Origin of the sequence: Novosphingobium cyanobacteriorum (assembly GCF_029436685.1) — a bacterium.
Lineage (GTDB): Bacteria > Pseudomonadota > Alphaproteobacteria > Sphingomonadales > Sphingomonadaceae > Novosphingobium > Novosphingobium cyanobacteriorum.
The window spans coordinates 1-14,285 of sequence record NZ_JAROCY010000013.1 but is presented as its reverse complement, the minus strand read 5'-3'; the positions used below and the strand labels follow the sequence as shown (position 1 = coordinate 14,285).

General features: G+C 64.0%; 16 protein-coding genes and 1 tRNA gene. 10 read left to right on the top strand and 7 right to left on the bottom strand.

What is annotated here, in order from left to right; translation table 11 throughout:
• Positions 1–40: 40 nt before the first annotated feature.
• The 3 genes from glmS to POM99_RS14035 are packed head-to-tail and all read right to left on the bottom strand — an operon-like array spanning position 41 to position 2,496.
• Positions 41–1,864 carry a glutamine--fructose-6-phosphate transaminase (isomerizing) gene (glmS, locus tag POM99_RS14045; RefSeq protein ID WP_277278895.1) on the bottom strand — a complete coding sequence of 608 codons (1,824 nt, stop codon included), beginning with the start codon at positions 1,862–1,864 and terminating at the stop codon, positions 41–43.
• A gap of 18 nt (positions 1,865–1,882) precedes the next feature.
• Positions 1,883–2,248, bottom strand: coding sequence for a type II toxin-antitoxin system VapC family toxin (locus POM99_RS14040; protein ID WP_277278893.1), 366 nt, complete (start codon positions 2,246–2,248; stop codon positions 1,883–1,885).
• The gene (locus POM99_RS14035; protein ID WP_277278891.1) at positions 2,248–2,496 is read right to left on the bottom strand and encodes a ribbon-helix-helix domain-containing protein; all 249 of its coding nucleotides are present in this window, start codon (positions 2,494–2,496) and stop codon (positions 2,248–2,250) included. Before POM99_RS14035 ends, POM99_RS14040 begins: the two co-directional genes overlap by 1 nt.
• 164 nt (positions 2,497–2,660) lie before the next feature.
• Between POM99_RS14035 and POM99_RS14030 the strand changes: the two genes are divergently transcribed.
• Positions 2,661–3,314, top strand: coding sequence for a tetratricopeptide repeat protein (locus POM99_RS14030; protein WP_277278889.1), 654 nt, complete (start codon positions 2,661–2,663; stop codon positions 3,312–3,314).
• A gap of 9 nt (positions 3,315–3,323) precedes the next feature.
• Here the strand turns inward: POM99_RS14030 and POM99_RS14025 are convergent, their stop codons facing one another.
• From POM99_RS14025 to glmU, 3 genes are read right to left on the bottom strand one after another with little or no spacing between them, the layout of a single operon-like run.
• Entirely contained in the window at positions 3,324–3,773 is a 450-nt protein-coding gene (locus POM99_RS14025) for a DUF3291 domain-containing protein (protein WP_277278888.1), read from the bottom strand.
• Positions 3,774–3,777: 4 nt separating this feature from the next.
• The gene (gene aac(6') / locus POM99_RS14020; RefSeq protein ID WP_277278886.1) at positions 3,778–4,221 is read right to left on the bottom strand and encodes an aminoglycoside 6'-N-acetyltransferase; all 444 of its coding nucleotides are present in this window, start codon (positions 4,219–4,221) and stop codon (positions 3,778–3,780) included.
• Positions 4,218–5,591 (bottom strand): bifunctional UDP-N-acetylglucosamine diphosphorylase/glucosamine-1-phosphate N-acetyltransferase GlmU, encoded by a 1,374-nt coding sequence (glmU, locus tag POM99_RS14015; RefSeq protein WP_277278884.1) that lies wholly within the window; start codon positions 5,589–5,591, stop codon positions 4,218–4,220. The genes aac(6') and glmU overlap by 4 nt, the downstream gene beginning before the upstream one ends.
• A 61-nt stretch (positions 5,592–5,652) precedes the next feature.
• Between glmU and POM99_RS14010 the strand changes: the two genes are divergently transcribed.
• Complete coding sequence (locus tag POM99_RS14010; protein ID WP_277278882.1) at positions 5,653–6,324, top strand: HAD family hydrolase; 672 nt, start codon at positions 5,653–5,655, stop codon at positions 6,322–6,324.
• On the opposite strand, the gene POM99_RS14005 is transcribed toward POM99_RS14010, so the two are convergent.
• Complete coding sequence (locus POM99_RS14005; RefSeq protein WP_277278880.1) at positions 6,321–7,358, bottom strand: DNA topoisomerase IB; 1,038 nt, start codon at positions 7,356–7,358, stop codon at positions 6,321–6,323. The genes POM99_RS14010 and POM99_RS14005 overlap by 4 nt on opposite strands.
• 91 nt (positions 7,359–7,449) lie before the next feature.
• Between POM99_RS14005 and yghU the strand changes: the two genes are divergently transcribed.
• The 8 genes from yghU (at position 7,450) to POM99_RS13965 (ending at position 14,185) form a co-directional block, all read left to right on the top strand.
• A complete protein-coding gene (gene yghU / locus POM99_RS14000) occupies positions 7,450–8,328 on the top strand; it encodes a glutathione-dependent disulfide-bond oxidoreductase (protein WP_277278878.1) in 879 nt (292 codons plus the stop codon).
• A 79-nt stretch (positions 8,329–8,407) separates the two neighbouring features.
• Positions 8,408–8,482, top strand: a tRNA-Gln gene (locus POM99_RS13995).
• A 350-nt stretch (positions 8,483–8,832) separates the two neighbouring features.
• Positions 8,833–9,282 (top strand): hypothetical protein, encoded by a 450-nt coding sequence (locus POM99_RS13990; RefSeq protein WP_277278876.1) that lies wholly within the window; start codon positions 8,833–8,835, stop codon positions 9,280–9,282.
• Entirely contained in the window at positions 9,279–9,446 is a 168-nt protein-coding gene (locus POM99_RS13985; protein ID WP_277278874.1) for a hypothetical protein, read from the top strand. Before POM99_RS13990 ends, POM99_RS13985 begins: the two co-directional genes overlap by 4 nt.
• 166 nt (positions 9,447–9,612) lie before the next feature.
• Entirely contained in the window at positions 9,613–11,982 is a 2,370-nt protein-coding gene (locus POM99_RS13980; RefSeq protein WP_277278872.1) for a TonB-dependent receptor, read from the top strand.
• A 115-nt stretch (positions 11,983–12,097) separates the two neighbouring features.
• Complete coding sequence (locus POM99_RS13975; protein WP_277278870.1) at positions 12,098–13,291, top strand: cytochrome P450; 1,194 nt, start codon at positions 12,098–12,100, stop codon at positions 13,289–13,291.
• Between the two features lie 45 nt (positions 13,292–13,336).
• A complete protein-coding gene (locus POM99_RS13970) occupies positions 13,337–13,909 on the top strand; it encodes a TetR/AcrR family transcriptional regulator (RefSeq protein WP_277278868.1) in 573 nt (190 codons plus the stop codon).
• A gap of 114 nt (positions 13,910–14,023) precedes the next feature.
• The gene (locus tag POM99_RS13965; protein ID WP_277278866.1) at positions 14,024–14,185 is read left to right on the top strand and encodes a hypothetical protein; all 162 of its coding nucleotides are present in this window, start codon (positions 14,024–14,026) and stop codon (positions 14,183–14,185) included.
• Positions 14,186–14,285 lie beyond the last annotated feature (100 nt).

The following is a 14,285-nucleotide window of genomic DNA, read 5'->3' as shown; positions in this document are numbered from 1 at the left end:
GGAAGGACGGGGGAGGAGCGATCCTTCCCCGTCCGGACCATCACTCCACGGTGACGCTCTTGGCCAGGTTGCGCGGCTGGTCGACGTCGGTGCCCTTGGCCACGGCGACGTGGTAGGCGAGCAGTTGCACCGGCACGGCGTAGACCAGCGGCGCGATCAGCGGGTGGACCTTGGGCATCTCGATGGTGGCGAGGCAGCCTTCGCCCGCTTCGGCGATGCCCTCCGCATCCGAGATCAGCACGACCTTGCCGCCGCGCGCGCGGACTTCCTGCATGTTCGACACGGTCTTTTCGAACAGCGGGCCGCTCGGCGCAAGGACGATGACCGGCACCGCCTCGTCGATCAGGGCGATGGGGCCGTGCTTCATTTCGCCGCTGGCATAGCCTTCGGCGTGGATATAGCTGATTTCCTTGAGCTTCAGCGCGCCTTCCAGCGCCAGCGGATAGTCCGGGCCGCGCCCGAGGTAGAGCACGTCGCGCGCCGGGGCGATCAGATGCGCCATCGCGGCGATCTCCTCGTCATGCGAAAGCGCGGCGTTGAGCGCGGCGGGCGTTTCGACGAGGTGGTTGACGATCGCGGCCTCTTCCTCGCGGCTCACCTGCCCGCGCTTGACTGCAAGGTGGGCGGCCAGCGCCGCCAGCACGGCAAGCTGGCAGGTGAAGGCCTTGGTGCTGGCCACGCCGATTTCCGGCCCGGCGTGGGTGGGCAGCAGCAGGTCTGCCTCGCGCGCCATGGAGCTGGTGGGCACATTGACGACCACGGCGATGGTCTGGCCCGCAGCCTTGCAATGGCGCAGCGCGGCGAGCGTGTCGGCGGTCTCGCCGCTCTGCGAGATGAACAGGGCGAGGCCGCCCGGCTCCAGCACGGGGTCACGATAGCGGAACTCGCTGGCAACATCGATGTCCACCGGCAGACGGGCGAACTGTTCGAACCAGTATTTCGCCACCATGCCGGCGTAATAGCTGGTGCCGCAGGCGACGATGGTGACGCGGTTGATCGTGGAAAGGTCGAAATCGATCTGCGGAAGGGCGACCGACTGGTCCACCCGGCGCAGGTAGCTGCGCAGCGTCTGGGCGACGACGACCGGCTGCTCGAAGATCTCCTTCTGCATGAAGTGGCGGTAATTGCCCTTCTCGATCGCGGCGGCGGTGGCGCCCGACGCGACGATGGCGCGGGTGACGGGGTTGTTGGCCGCATCGAAGATCTGCGCACCATCGCGCGTGATCACGACCCAGTCGCCCTCTTCGAGATAGGTGATCTTCTGCGTCAACGGCGCAAGCGCCAGCGCGTCCGAGCCGAGATAGGTCTCCCCTTCCCCATACCCTACCACCAGCGGCGAGCCGAGACGCGCGCCGATCAGCATGTCGTCATGCGTGCGGAACGCGATGGCCAGCGCGAAGGCGCCCCGCAGCGTGGGCAGCACCGCCTTGACCGCGTCCTGCGGTGAAAGCCCGGCTTCGACTTGTTCGGACACGAGGTGCGCCACCACTTCGGTATCGGTCTCGCTTTCGAACTTGCGGCCGCGCGCGATCAGGGCCTCGCGCAGCGGCTTGAAGTTCTCGATGATCCCGTTGTGGACCAGCGCCACTTCGCCGGTGGCGTGCGGATGGGCATTGCTGGTGGTGGGCGCGCCGTGGGTGGCCCAGCGGGTGTGGGCGATGCCGATCAGGCCCGGCGCCGGGTTGCGCGCCAGTTCGATCACGAGGTTGTTGAGCTTGCCCTCCGCCCGGCGGCGGATCAGCTGGCCGCCTTCCACGGTGCAGACGCCGGCGCTGTCATAGCCGCGATATTCCATGCGCCGCAGGCCATCGACCAGCCGATCCGCGACCTGTTCCTTGCCGACGATTCCGATAATTCCGCACATGGTGTTCAGGCGCTTTCGCTAGAGGGTGTAAGGTACGCGGATGCCGGGCAGGTTGGCCGGGAAATCCTTGGTATTGCGGGTGACGAGGATCGAACCGTTGATCTGCGCCGTGGCGAGAATGTAGGCATCCATGAGCTTCATCCGGCTGCGATAGCGGATATCGGCGGCAGCCATGGCGATGCGGGCGTCGATTTCCACGGTATCGAAATGACTGAGCGCCTCGCGCACCAGGTCCCGCCGTTCGAGGGCCTCGCCCGCCATGACCTCGGTCCACACGATGCGGCTGATCCGTTGCCCGCGGTAACGGGCAAGCTCGTTGGTGGCCTGAGGCAAACGCTTCAGCCAGTCGATGACGATATTGGTGTCGAAGAACGGCGCTGACACTAGATGTCTTCGTAGGGCCGACGGTCTTCACGCATGGCGCGCTGGTACTCGACGCCATCGGGAATATCGTCCCGGTCAGCCCACAGCCCCGCATAGCGGTGAATCCAGTCGTTCCCGCTTTCGCTCTGCACGAGATAGAGGGCGACTGCTTCGCGCACGAGGGCCGCGCGCGATTTGCCTTGCGCAGCAGCCCTGGCGTCGAGCTTCTCGATGTCCTCTTCGGGCAGGTCTGCAAGAATGCGGGTCATGGTGATATCGTGATATCATATCGCGATATCATTGCAACCTGCAAATCGGCTGCGATCGCGCTTTGCAGACGCGCTTGTGCATGCAACATCTTTCGGGACGGTGAACGGGGAGGCAGGCGATGCGGTGGATTGCGGGATGGGTTGCGGCCGCGGCGCTTTCCAGCTTGGCAACGCCCGCCGGGGCGATGACGAACGAGGAGGCGAGCGCCGCCTTCCAGCGCGCGCTGTCGGAACGCGATCGTGGAAACGTGCCGGGCGTGATCCCGCAACTCGACCCGGTGATCGCCGCGATGGAAGAGATGCAGAAGACGCAAGGCGTCTATTGCGCAGACAATCAGGCGCAGACCCTGCTCATCCTGAGCCAGCATGCCATGAGCAAGGATGCGCGGAGCGCCATTGTGGTGGACGGCACCTATTGCATGGCGCTGTTCTTTAAGGGTTTCGTCCTGATCGACCTGGGCAGGCCGACCGAGGCCGAAGCCTTCCTGCGCCGCGCGCACGAAACCGCACCGTTCAACGCGCAGTATCTCAATGAATATGCCGAATGGCACAAGTCGATGGGCCATTGGCAGCAGGCGCACGACCTGTTTGCCAAGGCGGCAGGCCTGGCCGAAATGGCCGACAAGGCCGTGCACGATGCCTATCTGGCCCGGGCGCTGCGCGGCATGGGCTATACCGAGATCGAACTGGGCAAGCTGGACGAGGCCGAGCGCCACATGAAGCAATCGCAGAAGTACGAGCCGGACAGCAACGCCGCGCGGCACGAGCTGGAGTATATCGAAAGCCTGCGCCGCAAGGCCGCACGCAGCACCAGCTGACCCAAGTGGTCAGCTGCCGCGCTGGGCTTCGCGCCACCAGCGGAACGTGAATGCCTCGGGCCCCGGCCCGTTCTGGCCAAGCCGGCGCAGCATGGCCATGCCTTCGGCCACGCTGGGGATGTGTCCATCGGCCACCGGCCACAGCGCCATGGAGGGCTCCATCGGATCGAACCATTCCGCCCGCCGCGTCAGCACCGCGCGGTGGTCCGCCTGCCTATAGGCGAACGCCTCGAGCGCGGGCACGTCACGCCAGACCGACATGTTGACGACGAAATCGGGATCATCGGGAATGGCGGCGATATCGGTGGCGTCGTTGCCATCGCCCACCAGCCGCCAGATGAAACCGTCCGCCACATCAGCCATGGCGTTCACATGATCGAGCGCCGCCATGAACGCGGCATTGGCGGGATCATTTTTGGCCACGCGGAACCGCGCCACATTGATCTGGGCAATGGCCACGGTTCTACAGCTCCTGCCGGAAATAGACGACGCGTTCGGTCTCGACGAACCCCGCCGCCACGTGGAACGCGTGGCTTTCGACGTCATCGTGCCAGGCGTCCGAAGCGAATTCGGCGCACCCGCGTGCCCTGCCCCACTCGGCCACCCTGGCGCACAGTTGCCGGGCAAGCCCGGTACGCCGCGCCGAGGGCGCCACGAAAATGCCTTCAAGAAAGACGACCGGCGACCCTTCGCAGCCGTTGACGTATTCATGCCGGATCGACGCTTCGGCAAACCCGACAACAGTGCCATCGTCCACCGCCACAAGGTTCAGGAAGCGTTCTGCGTCGGCCAGTTGTTCAGCCGCTTCGTCCCGGTGTGCAGCAACCGGATCCTCGTCCCACAGCTGATGGCGCAACTGCGCCCACTGGTCGAGGTGCTCCACACCAGCCGGGAGGATCGCTATCATTTCTTCTCGGCCTTCTTCCGCTTCATCGCATCGTGAAAGGCATCGGCCCAGCCGGGCTTGATCAGCTGTTCGGCGCGGACCAGCCGCAGTTCGCCATCGGCGACGTCGCGGCTGACCGCGCTGCCGGCGGCGACGATGGCATCGGCGCCGATCTTCACCGGGGCGATCAGGGCGGAGTTGGAGCCGATGAAGGCGCGCGGGCCGATCACGGTCTTGTGCTTGAAATAGCCGTCATAGTTGCAGGTGATGGTGCCGGCGCCGATGTTCGCGCCCTCACCCACATCGGCATCGCCAAGGTAGGTGAGGTGATTGGCCTTGGCACCCTTGTGCAGCACGGCATTCTTCACTTCCACGAAGTTGCCCACGCGGCTCTTCTCCTCCAGCACCGCGCCGGGGCGCAGGCGGGCAAAGGGGCCGATCGAAACGCCGCTTTCCACGCGTGCGCCTTCCAGATGGCAGAAGGCGTGGATCACCGCGCCATCCGCCACGCTCACGCCCGGGCCGAACACCACGTTCTGTTCAACGGTCACATCGCGGCCCAGCACGGTATCCCACGCGAACCACACCGTTTCCGGGGCGACCAGCGTGGCGCCCTCTGCCATGGCACGGATACGGCGGCGTTCCTGCCAGCGGCGCTCGGCCTCGGCCAGCTCTCCACGGCTGTTGATCCCGGCCACCTCATCGGCATCGGGCGTGACCACCACGGCGCAGGTGCGACCATCGGCGTTGGCGATGTTGACGATGTCGGTCAGGTAGTATTCGCCCTGGGCATTGGCATTGCCCACTCGGGCCAGCAGGCCGAACAGTTCGACCGACCGCACCGCCATCAGGCCGGAGTTGCACAGGGTGCAGGCACGCTCGGCCTCGGTCGCGTCCTTGTGCTCGACCATCTTCTTCACGACGCCGTCTTCGGCAATCACCCGGCCATACTGCAGGGCATCGGCAGGTTCGAACGCCAGCACCACCACGGCGGGACTGTCAGCGCCATGCAGCCGATCAATCATCGCACGCATCGTTGCGGCGCTGACGAAGGGCACATCGCCATAGAGGATCAGCACATCGCCATCGAAGCCCTGCAGCGCGCCTTCGGCCTGCTGCACGGCATGGCCGGTGCCGAGCTGCGGGTCCTGCACGGCAATCGTGGCGCGGTCACCCAGCGCCTTTTCCAGCTGTTCGCGCCCATGCCCAGCAACGACCACCTGCCGTGCAGGGGCCAGTTCGGCGGCGCTGGCCATCAGATGCTCCACCATCGGCCTTCCGGCGATGGGATGCAGCACCTTGTGCAGGTCGCTCTTCATGCGGGTGCCCTTGCCCGCGGCGAGGACAACGGTGGCGAGCGGGGCGGTTTCAGCCGGGGAGGAAGCAGTCATGCGCGCGTCATTGCCAGCAAAAGCTTGCAGTTTCCAGAACGGGACGCCACTTGCCGGGCCAATGGCACAGATTCCTTTCGACATCGTCGGTTTCGACCTCGACGGCACGCTGCTCGACACCTCGCGCGACCTTGGCAACGCGCTCAACCATGCGCTGGGACTGGCCGGGCGCCCCCCGGTTCCGCTGGACGAGGTGACGCGCCATATCGGCGGCGGCGCGGCGCAGATGCTTCGCAGCGCACTGAGCGAAAGCGGCGGCGTGGACGAAAGCGCTTTCGCCGGGCTGCAGGCGAGCCTGCTGGAATTCTATGCGGCGAACATCGCGGACCATACCGCACTGTTCCCGGGCGGGGCCGAGATGCTCGACGCGCTCAACGCGGCCGGCGCGAAGATCGCCATCGCCACCAACAAGCGCGAGGACATGGCGCTGCGCCTGTTCGATGCGCTGGGCATGACCCATCGCTTTGCCACCGTGATCGGCGGGGACACGCTCGGCCCCGGGCGCGCCAAGCCGAAGCCGGACATGCTGCACGAAATGGTCTCGCGCTGCGGCGGCGGCCGCGCCGCTTTCGTGGGTGACACCACGTTCGATGTGGGCGCGGCAAAGGCGGCAGGCCTGCCGGTGGTGGCCTGCGCCTTCGGGTTCAACGATATTCCGGTGCATCAGCTGGGCGCGGATGCGGTGATCGAGCATTACGACGAGCTGATCCCCGCGCTGCACCTGCTGGCCTAGCCCGCGCGCAGCAATTCCTCCGCCCGGGGCCCTTCCTCCAGCAGCGCGATCAGGCCGCGTTCGGCGGACGACAACCAGCGCGTGGGGCGCGGCAGCTTCAACTGCGCGCGCCATTCCTCCTGCCGCTCTACCAGCGCCAGCACGGCGGGGTGGATATAGCTCTTGCGCGCAATGGCGGGCGTGTTGCCCAGCCGTTCGGACACTTCGCTCAGAAGGTCCTTCAGCCGCACCTTCTCCTGCGCGCGGGCCAGCATCCCGAACGCCAGCACGCTGGCGTGCCAGGTGCGGAAATGCTTGGCGCTGACCTCGGCCCGTGTCGTTTCCCGCAGCCAGGCGTTGACGTCGCCCGAGCCGACCGGACAGGGTGCGCCATCGGTGTCCATATACTGGAACAGGTGCTGGCCCGGCAGGTCCTGCATCCGCCGTACGAAGCGCACCAGCCGCCGGTCGCCCAGCCGCATCTCGCGCATCTTGCCGCTCTTGGCGCGGAATTTCAGCGTCAGCGTGCCGCCCTCCAGCCGGGCGTGGCGCCTGCGCAGCGTGGTTGCGCCAAAGCTCTTGTTGGTGCGGGCATAGGCCTCGTTCCCGACGCGGATCGCGCCGGTATCCAGCAGGCTGACCACGGTGGCGAGGCACCGTTCGCGCGTTAGCGGCGGCTTGCGAAGGTCCGCCTCCACCCGCGCGCGCAGCTTGGGCAGCAGGCGGCCGAATGCGGCGCAGCCATCAAATTTCTCCGCCTCGCGCGCGGTGCGGAAATCGCCGTGATAGCGGTATTGCTTGCGCCCCTTGGCATCGATCCCGGTCGCCTGGATGTGCCCGTGCGGGTGCGGGCAGAACCACGCATCGGCATAGGCAGGCGGCAGCGCAATGCGGTTCAGCCGCGCGATCTCCTCCCGATCGGTGATGCGCTGCCCGTCTGCATCCCAATAGCACCACCCTCGCCCGCGCTTCATCCTGCGGATGCCGGGCACCGTATCGTCCACATGGACCAGTGCGGGCTTGCGGGATCGGATGGAAGGCGCTTTTGTCTGCATGCACGGCGAACGACGCGCGGCCTCTTGCGGTTCCTGCGCGGTCCGTCCAGATTGTATGCAACGCTAACAAAATTCACGAAAGGGAATCGGCATGTCGGGCAACCTTCCCGAAGGATATGAAGTACCCAAGGTCTGGACCTGGGAGGGTGCGAACGGCGGCGCCTTTGCCGGCGTCAACCGACCGACCGCCGGCGCGCAGAGCGAACGCGAACTGCCGGTGGGCCAGCATCCCTTCCAGCTCTATTCGCTGGGCACGCCCAATGGCCAGAAGGTGACGATCCTGCTGGAGGAACTGCTCGCCGCCGGGGTGGCCGAGGCGGAATACGATGCCTGGCTGATCAAGATCTTCGAAGGCGACCAGTTCACAAGCGGCTTTGTCGACATCAATCCCAATTCCAAGATTCCGGCGATGGTTGACCGCTCTGGTCCCGAACCGTTCCGCATCTTCGAATCCGGGGCGATCCTGGTGCATCTGGCGGAAAAGTTCGGCATGTTCCTGCCGGCATCCGGCGCAGCGCGGGCGGAGTGCCTGTCGTGGCTGTTCTGGCAGGTCGGCTCCGGCCCGTTCATGGGCGGCGGGTTCGGCCATTTCTACCAGTATGCGCCGATGAAGATCCAGTACGCCATCGACCGCTATGCGATGGAGACCAAGCGCCTGTTCGACGTGGCCGACCAGCAGCTTCAGAAGACGCGCTTCCTCGCCGGCGAGGACTACACCATCGCAGACATCGCCGCCTACACCTGGCTTGGCAACATCTATCGCGGCGAAGCCTATGGGGAGGCGGCGACCTTCCTCTCGATGCACGAATACGAAGCGGTAGGCCGCTGGGTGGCGGAGATCGACGCGCGCCCCGCGGTTCGTCGCGGGCGGCTGGTCAACAGCCAGAAAGGGATCGCCGAACGGCACAGCGCCGCCGATTTCGACGCCCTTCCGCCCGAGTTGCTGCAGGGCATCGTCAAGGGATTCTGATGCCCCTGTAAAATGGTGCGAAGGGGGCAAGTGCCCCCTTCCCATCCCCATCTCGCCCGCTATAAGCGCGCCTTCCCGCTGGGGCGTCGCCAAGTGGTAAGGCACCGGTTTTTGGTACCGGCATTCGCAGGTTCGAATCCTGCCGCCCCAGCCAGTATATAGCTTAAGTCTCTGATTTATTAGGATTCTTGTATTTTCCCTGCCGGGCATGTCCATGGCAGGGTGCCACAATCATGAGCCGCATACAGAACGTACTTCGCAAGGACGGCCTGTACTACTTTCGCCGACAGGTACGTTTAGGGTCCGACAAGCCCTTCCGGCTTCGCCTTCCGTTGCGCACGACCAGCCCCAAAGTGGCCAAGGTCCTCGCACCAATGATGGCACTGGCATGCGAAAGGCTGGCAATGAACATGAAGGCGAACATGGCTGGAGACAGCCTCACCTCCCACACGCGCCGAAATCTATCTGCGCCAGATCCTGGTCGAGCGGGACCGGCTGGAGCTGATGCACGCAAAGCTGCAGGTCTTTCCACCGGATGATCATGAGGACATTGAACAGGCGCTCGCCGTGCGCCTGAATGCCGACGAAATTGCCAGCCGCGATGGCGTGGCAGGGAAGAAGGTCGACGACTTTATCACGGCTCTGATCGACCCGGCCGACGATGACGCGCCCATCCTTCTCCTGGCATGGTCCGACCTTGCCAAGACTCTGGAGAGCGAAGACACCGGTCAGGCAGCTAACGCCCGGCTGAATGACCTCGGGCTGGCACCATCTGCAATTCGCACGGCGATTGCGCGCAAGGTCGTCAGCCAGGCACGGGTCGTGAGAGCGGCAAAGGCACGATGGGCGACGCCTTTTACAAACGGTGCTGGACGAAAGTCGCCAAGGCCATGTCTGATCTGGCGGAGGGCCAAGGTATTCACTCCATGCGGCACACGGCAATCGACAGCATGAAGCTTGCCGGAATTGACTCCGAACTTCGTGCGGATTTCGCGGGCCATCACCTCGAATCAGAGACCGAAGGCCGCTACTCGAAAGCGCATCTGGTGCTGATCAAGAAGGCGATCGACACGATACCCAACACATCCCAATCGCGATCTGCTTGTCTCGCTGAATAGCGCGTTATCGCCGCGGTGCTGCACTGGCACGTGCCCGCCAAGCTGGCTGGCTGACACAAACCTCCCACCGCCCCAGTTTACGTTACACTTGTAACGCATCGGGAATGACGCTACAAGGTGACTGAATTCCGGCGTCGATCGGATCAACGGAAGGGGAGGTTTAACCATGTCGATCTCACGCGCTTATCTGCTGGCAGCAGTCGCCGGCATCTGTCTCTCGACCGCTGCTCATGCTCAGGGAGCGGTTGCCCCCGCAAACGCCGCCGACACGGCAACCGAAGACCAAGGCCTCGCCGAAATCATTGTCACAGCCCAGCGCCGTGCCGAAAACCTTCAGAACGTGCCGATCGCGATCACCGCTGCCAATGCCGACACGTTGGCGACCGCGAGGGTAGACAACATTGCGAATATCCAAGCGATCAGCCCGTCGATCACCTTCCGCGCGACCAACATTGCCTCGTCGACCGCCAACGTGATCATCCGTGGCCTTGGGACCACCGGTAACAGCCGCAGTTTCGAAGGTTCGGTCGGCGTTTTCATCGACGGCGTCTACCGCACACGCGCCGCCGCCGCGTTGCAGAACTTCCTAGACATCGACAATCTCCAGATACTGCGCGGCCCGCAGGGCACCTTGTTCGGGAAGAACACCACCGCGGGCGCGCTGCTGCTCTCCTCCGCCGCGCCATCAACCGACCGGAGCCAGATGCTTGTCGATATGACGGTGGGGACTTACGAAACGGTGCTCGTTCGCGCCGCTGCGGCCGTGCCACTATCCGATACGCTGGCGGTACGCATCGCCGGCCTCGCCTCGACCCGCAAGGGCTTCTACACCGACGCGCAGACTGGCCGCGACCTGAACGGTGACAAGACGCAGGCGGTGAAGGGGCAATTGCTCTTCAAGCCGTCGAGCGACGTCTCGATTCGGCTGATCGCTGATTACTCCCGCGGTGGCGGCAATTGTTGCTATGCTACGTCAGGCTTCACGGATGGGCCGACGCAGCCGCTGGTCAATGCCCTGACCCAGGCGCTTGGCCTCAAATTGCCGTCCGCACGGCTTTCCGATTTTCAGCAGACGTTGAACGGCAACGGTCGCCAAACGATCAAAGATTACGGCGGCACCGCACTGATCGACATCAACCTCGGCAACAGCTCGCTGAAGTCGGTGACGGCGCTGCGCCGCTTCAGCCTCGATCAGCGCGACATGGATCCGGATTTCAGCGGTGCGGATATCTTCCGCTATTACGAAACCTTCCAGAGCCGCTTCTTCTCACAAGAACTGACGCTGAATTCCAAGATCGAGGCGCTTAACGCCGACTTGGTGCTTGGAGGCTTCTTCTCAGACGAGAAGCTGCGCATGAGCCGCGTCCTACCATGGGCTGTCCAGGCACAGACCTATTGGGATATCCTGCTCGGCGCGGCCGGCATTCCCGCAGGCACAGCGCAGGCGCCGGTCGGCCCATGGGCAACCGAAGACATGCGCGGCTCGGCTAAATCCTATGCCGCCTTCGCGCACATGGATTTTGCGATTGGCTCGCGCGCCAACGTCATCGCCGGACTGCGTTATTCAATGGAGAAGAAGCGCGGCAGCTTCAGCAACCCCTATTTCGATCCCAACCCGCTCGCAGTGTTCAAGCTGCTCGGTGCCCAGCCCGGCCCGGCCTATAATCGCAGCACCACTGACAAGGCACTATCGGGCACCTTTGGCCTGCAGTTCCGCCCGGTCGATGACGTGATGCTGTATGCGACATACAACCGCGGCTTCAAGGCAGGCGGCGTCAACATCGACGCGAACGGCGCTGGTACGCTGATCAATAATGCTGCGGCTTACAACGCACTGCCCGCGGCGATCCGGGCTGGCTTCTTCGGCAACGCTACCGCACAGGCGCCACTCAGCCCGATCTATAAGCCGGAAACGGTCAATGCGTTCGAGCTTGGCGGCAAGTTCCAATATCTGGGTCGCCGCGCACGCACCAACATTGCCTTCTTCTATTACGATCTGTCGAACCTTCAGATCGCGCAGTTCGTTGGGCTGCGCTTCACAGTGCTCAACGCGCGGGCGGCGAAGGACTACGGCGTCGAGATAGAAAACCTGTTCGAGCTGACTGATGGACTGACGCTGGCGATTGACGGCACCTACATTCCGCACGCCAAATACGCCGCCGATCCAAACATCGACGCAGCCTTGTCCGGCTCACGCTTTCGCTTCGCGCCGAAGCTGAGCGGCAACATCGCGCTGAATCTCGATAAATCGGTGTCACCCGATGTGAACCTTACCGGACGCGTGCAATATCAATACACCAGCACCCAGCTGATCAACACCGCCACCACCTCTCGGCAGGGAGCGGTTAGCCTTGTCAATGCCAACCTCGGCTTTAAGGTGCCATCGTCGAACCTGACAGTCGAGGGGTGGGTGCAGAACTTGTTCAACAGAACGTACTTCACCCAGACGTTCGCCACCCCGCTCCAGACGGGCGACGAGAACGGCTATCTTGGCGCGCCGCGGACTTACGGCCTGCGCCTTCGCGCCACTTTCTGATCGAACTGGGGGCAGCCGAGATCGGTGCCCCCTCCCATCATGTAGAGCATTGCCCATGTCCGATTTTCGCGCCGAACAGATCGTTGACCCAACTCTCTACGGCGATCAGGCACAGATGCAGGCGTTCTTCACTTGGCTGCGCGCCGAGCATCCGATTGCACGTGTGGAAGCCGAGGGATATCGGCCGTTCTGGGTCGTGACCCGCCACGCGGACATCCGCGAGATCGAACGTCAGCCGGCCATTTTCAACGCTGGCCCGCGCAACACCCTATTGCCGATCGCCGCCGAGGAGGCGAACATGGCGCTGTTCGGCGTGGAAGCCGGCTTCGAGACGCTGGTAGTGCTCGATGGCGAGCGACACTACGAACTCCGGCAGATGACGCAGGACTATTTCCTGCCGAAGAACGTCCGCCGGCTCGAAGGGATGGTGGACAATCTCGCAGCCGCGTTCGTCGATCGGCTCATGGCCACGGGCGGCCGGTGCGACATCGCCGCCGACATCGTCTTCTGGTATCCGCTGCGCGTCGCGATGACGGTGCTCGGGATCGACGAAGCCAACGAAGCGCGGATGCTCAAGCTTACGCACGAGTTGTTCGGCGCGTCCGATCCCGCAGTGCGCCGTCCCGGCATGTCGCTTGTCGAGCATTCGATTGCTGTAAAACGTGATTATATCGCCTTCTTCGACGAAATCACGCAGGACCGCCGTGCCAACCCGCGCGACGACGTCTCGACGATCATCGCCCGCGGGCTGCCCAACGAGCATGACCTCAGTCCGGAAGAGCGGCTCGGCTATTACGTCATCGTCGCGACCGCCGGCCATGATACCACCGCCGCCTCCATAGCCGCCGGCATCCAGGCGCTCATCGATCAGCCGGATTTCATCGCTGCGCTGCGCGAGGACCCGGCGCTGGTAAAGAGCTTCGCCAACGAGGCGATCCGCTTTTGCGCACCGGTGAAGCACTTTTTCCGCAACGTCACCGCCGAGTACACTCTGGGCGACGTGACGTTCCGGCCGGGCGACCACATCATGCTGCATTATGGCGCGGCGACCCGCGATGAAGCCGTGTTCCCCGATGCGCAGACGTTCCGTATTGATCGTACGCCGAACAATCATCTCGCCTTCGGCTATGGCCCGCACCAATGCCTCGGCCAGTTTCTCGCCAAGATGGAGATCGAAGCGTTCTTCCGCGCACTCGTCCGGCGGGTCGATCGGATTGAGGCAGATGGCGCGCCAGCCTACACGCAGGCGACATTCGTCACAGGCCTGCGCGGCCTGCCGGTGCGCTGCTCCTTCGCGTCGGTCGCGTGACGATGCGGCTTGTCGGCGCGCGTCCGCGTCGACTAAGAACAGAGTATGGCCGTCGACGCAGACACCCTCGATCTACGGCAATCGCGTAGCCGCGATGCGCTCCATGCCGCACTCGAAAGGCTGCTCGAAACGACCCGGCTACAGGATATCACCGTCAGTGAGATCGCTCGCGAGGCGGGTGTCGGACGACCGGTATTCTATCGTCTTTATGACGATGTGTCTGGTCTGCTCGCCGATCGCATGGCGATCGATTTCGATCGGCAGTTCGAACTCGCCGAGGCGCACTGGCGCATCCACGGACCGAGTATTGGCGTGATGCGCGCAGCAACGATCTACTCGCTGGAAGCGATTGCGGCGCGGCCTAAGCTCTATGCCGCACTGCTGGACGGTTCGGGCGGCACGAACGCTGTAACGATCTTCCGAGCCCAGATCTCTCGCCTTATAACGCTGCTACCGGCGCCATCGGACAACGCCCGGAGAGCACCCGAACCTCTGCGCATCGCTCTTATCGCCAGCGCGATCAGCGGATTTTTGCTGGCATGGATCGAAGCCGGGCTGCAGCCATCGATCGAGACGGCCGCCCCGATGATGGAAGGCCTCTTACAATCCGCTTGGTGAGCGCGATTGCCTAAGGCTGATAACGGGTCTTGGAATCAGCCAAAGACCCAATCGCAGTCAGACGAAGGAGACTGGCTCGGCGACGCCACGATTACGCCCGAAGGCCGGGCGATCATGGCCATGCTGATGGCGACGCGCGATCCAGCCCTCATGGCCAGACCCATCGGGCTTCGCAGTCTTGCAACCGATGCCGCGATGCGGCCTGAGCCCGAACAGGAAGGCATGGAAGCAGCCATCGCCAAAGCCGAGGCGTTGTCAATCGGCGTTCAAAGTTGACCCCCTGATCGGCGCGTAAAACTGACCCCCCTATCGGTCTGGCAGGCGGTTATCCCGGTAGTCCATGGGAGGGGCCCGCGCATGCCGTCGCGCGCCGTCA

Bases quoted from the DNA above. Each gene is read 5' to 3' on its own strand.
- POM99_RS13975 (WP_277278870.1), top strand. From the start codon at position 12,098: ATGCAGGCGTTCTTCACTTGGCTGCGCGCCGAGCATCCGATTGCACGT.
- POM99_RS13970 (WP_277278868.1), top strand. From the start codon at position 13,337: ATGGCCGTCGACGCAGACACCCTCGATCTACGGCAATCGCGTAGCCGC.
- POM99_RS13990 (WP_277278876.1), top strand. From the start codon at position 8,833: ATGCACGCAAAGCTGCAGGTCTTTCCACCGGATGATCATGAGGACATT.
- POM99_RS14010 (WP_277278882.1), top strand. From the start codon at position 5,653: ATGGCACAGATTCCTTTCGACATCGTCGGTTTCGACCTCGACGGCACG.
- glmS (WP_277278895.1), bottom strand. From the start codon at position 1,864: ATGTGCGGAATTATCGGAATCGTCGGCAAGGAACAGGTCGCGGATCGG.
- POM99_RS13980 (WP_277278872.1), top strand. From the start codon at position 9,613: ATGTCGATCTCACGCGCTTATCTGCTGGCAGCAGTCGCCGGCATCTGT.
- glmU (WP_277278884.1), bottom strand. From the start codon at position 5,591: ATGACTGCTTCCTCCCCGGCTGAAACCGCCCCGCTCGCCACCGTTGTC.
- POM99_RS13965 (WP_277278866.1), top strand. From the start codon at position 14,024: ATGGCCATGCTGATGGCGACGCGCGATCCAGCCCTCATGGCCAGACCC.
- POM99_RS14005 (WP_277278880.1), bottom strand. From the start codon at position 7,358: ATGCAGACAAAAGCGCCTTCCATCCGATCCCGCAAGCCCGCACTGGTC.
- POM99_RS13985 (WP_277278874.1), top strand. From the start codon at position 9,279: ATGAAGCTTGCCGGAATTGACTCCGAACTTCGTGCGGATTTCGCGGGC.
- POM99_RS14035 (WP_277278891.1), bottom strand. From the start codon at position 2,496: ATGACCCGCATTCTTGCAGACCTGCCCGAAGAGGACATCGAGAAGCTC.
- yghU (WP_277278878.1), top strand. From the start codon at position 7,450: ATGTCGGGCAACCTTCCCGAAGGATATGAAGTACCCAAGGTCTGGACC.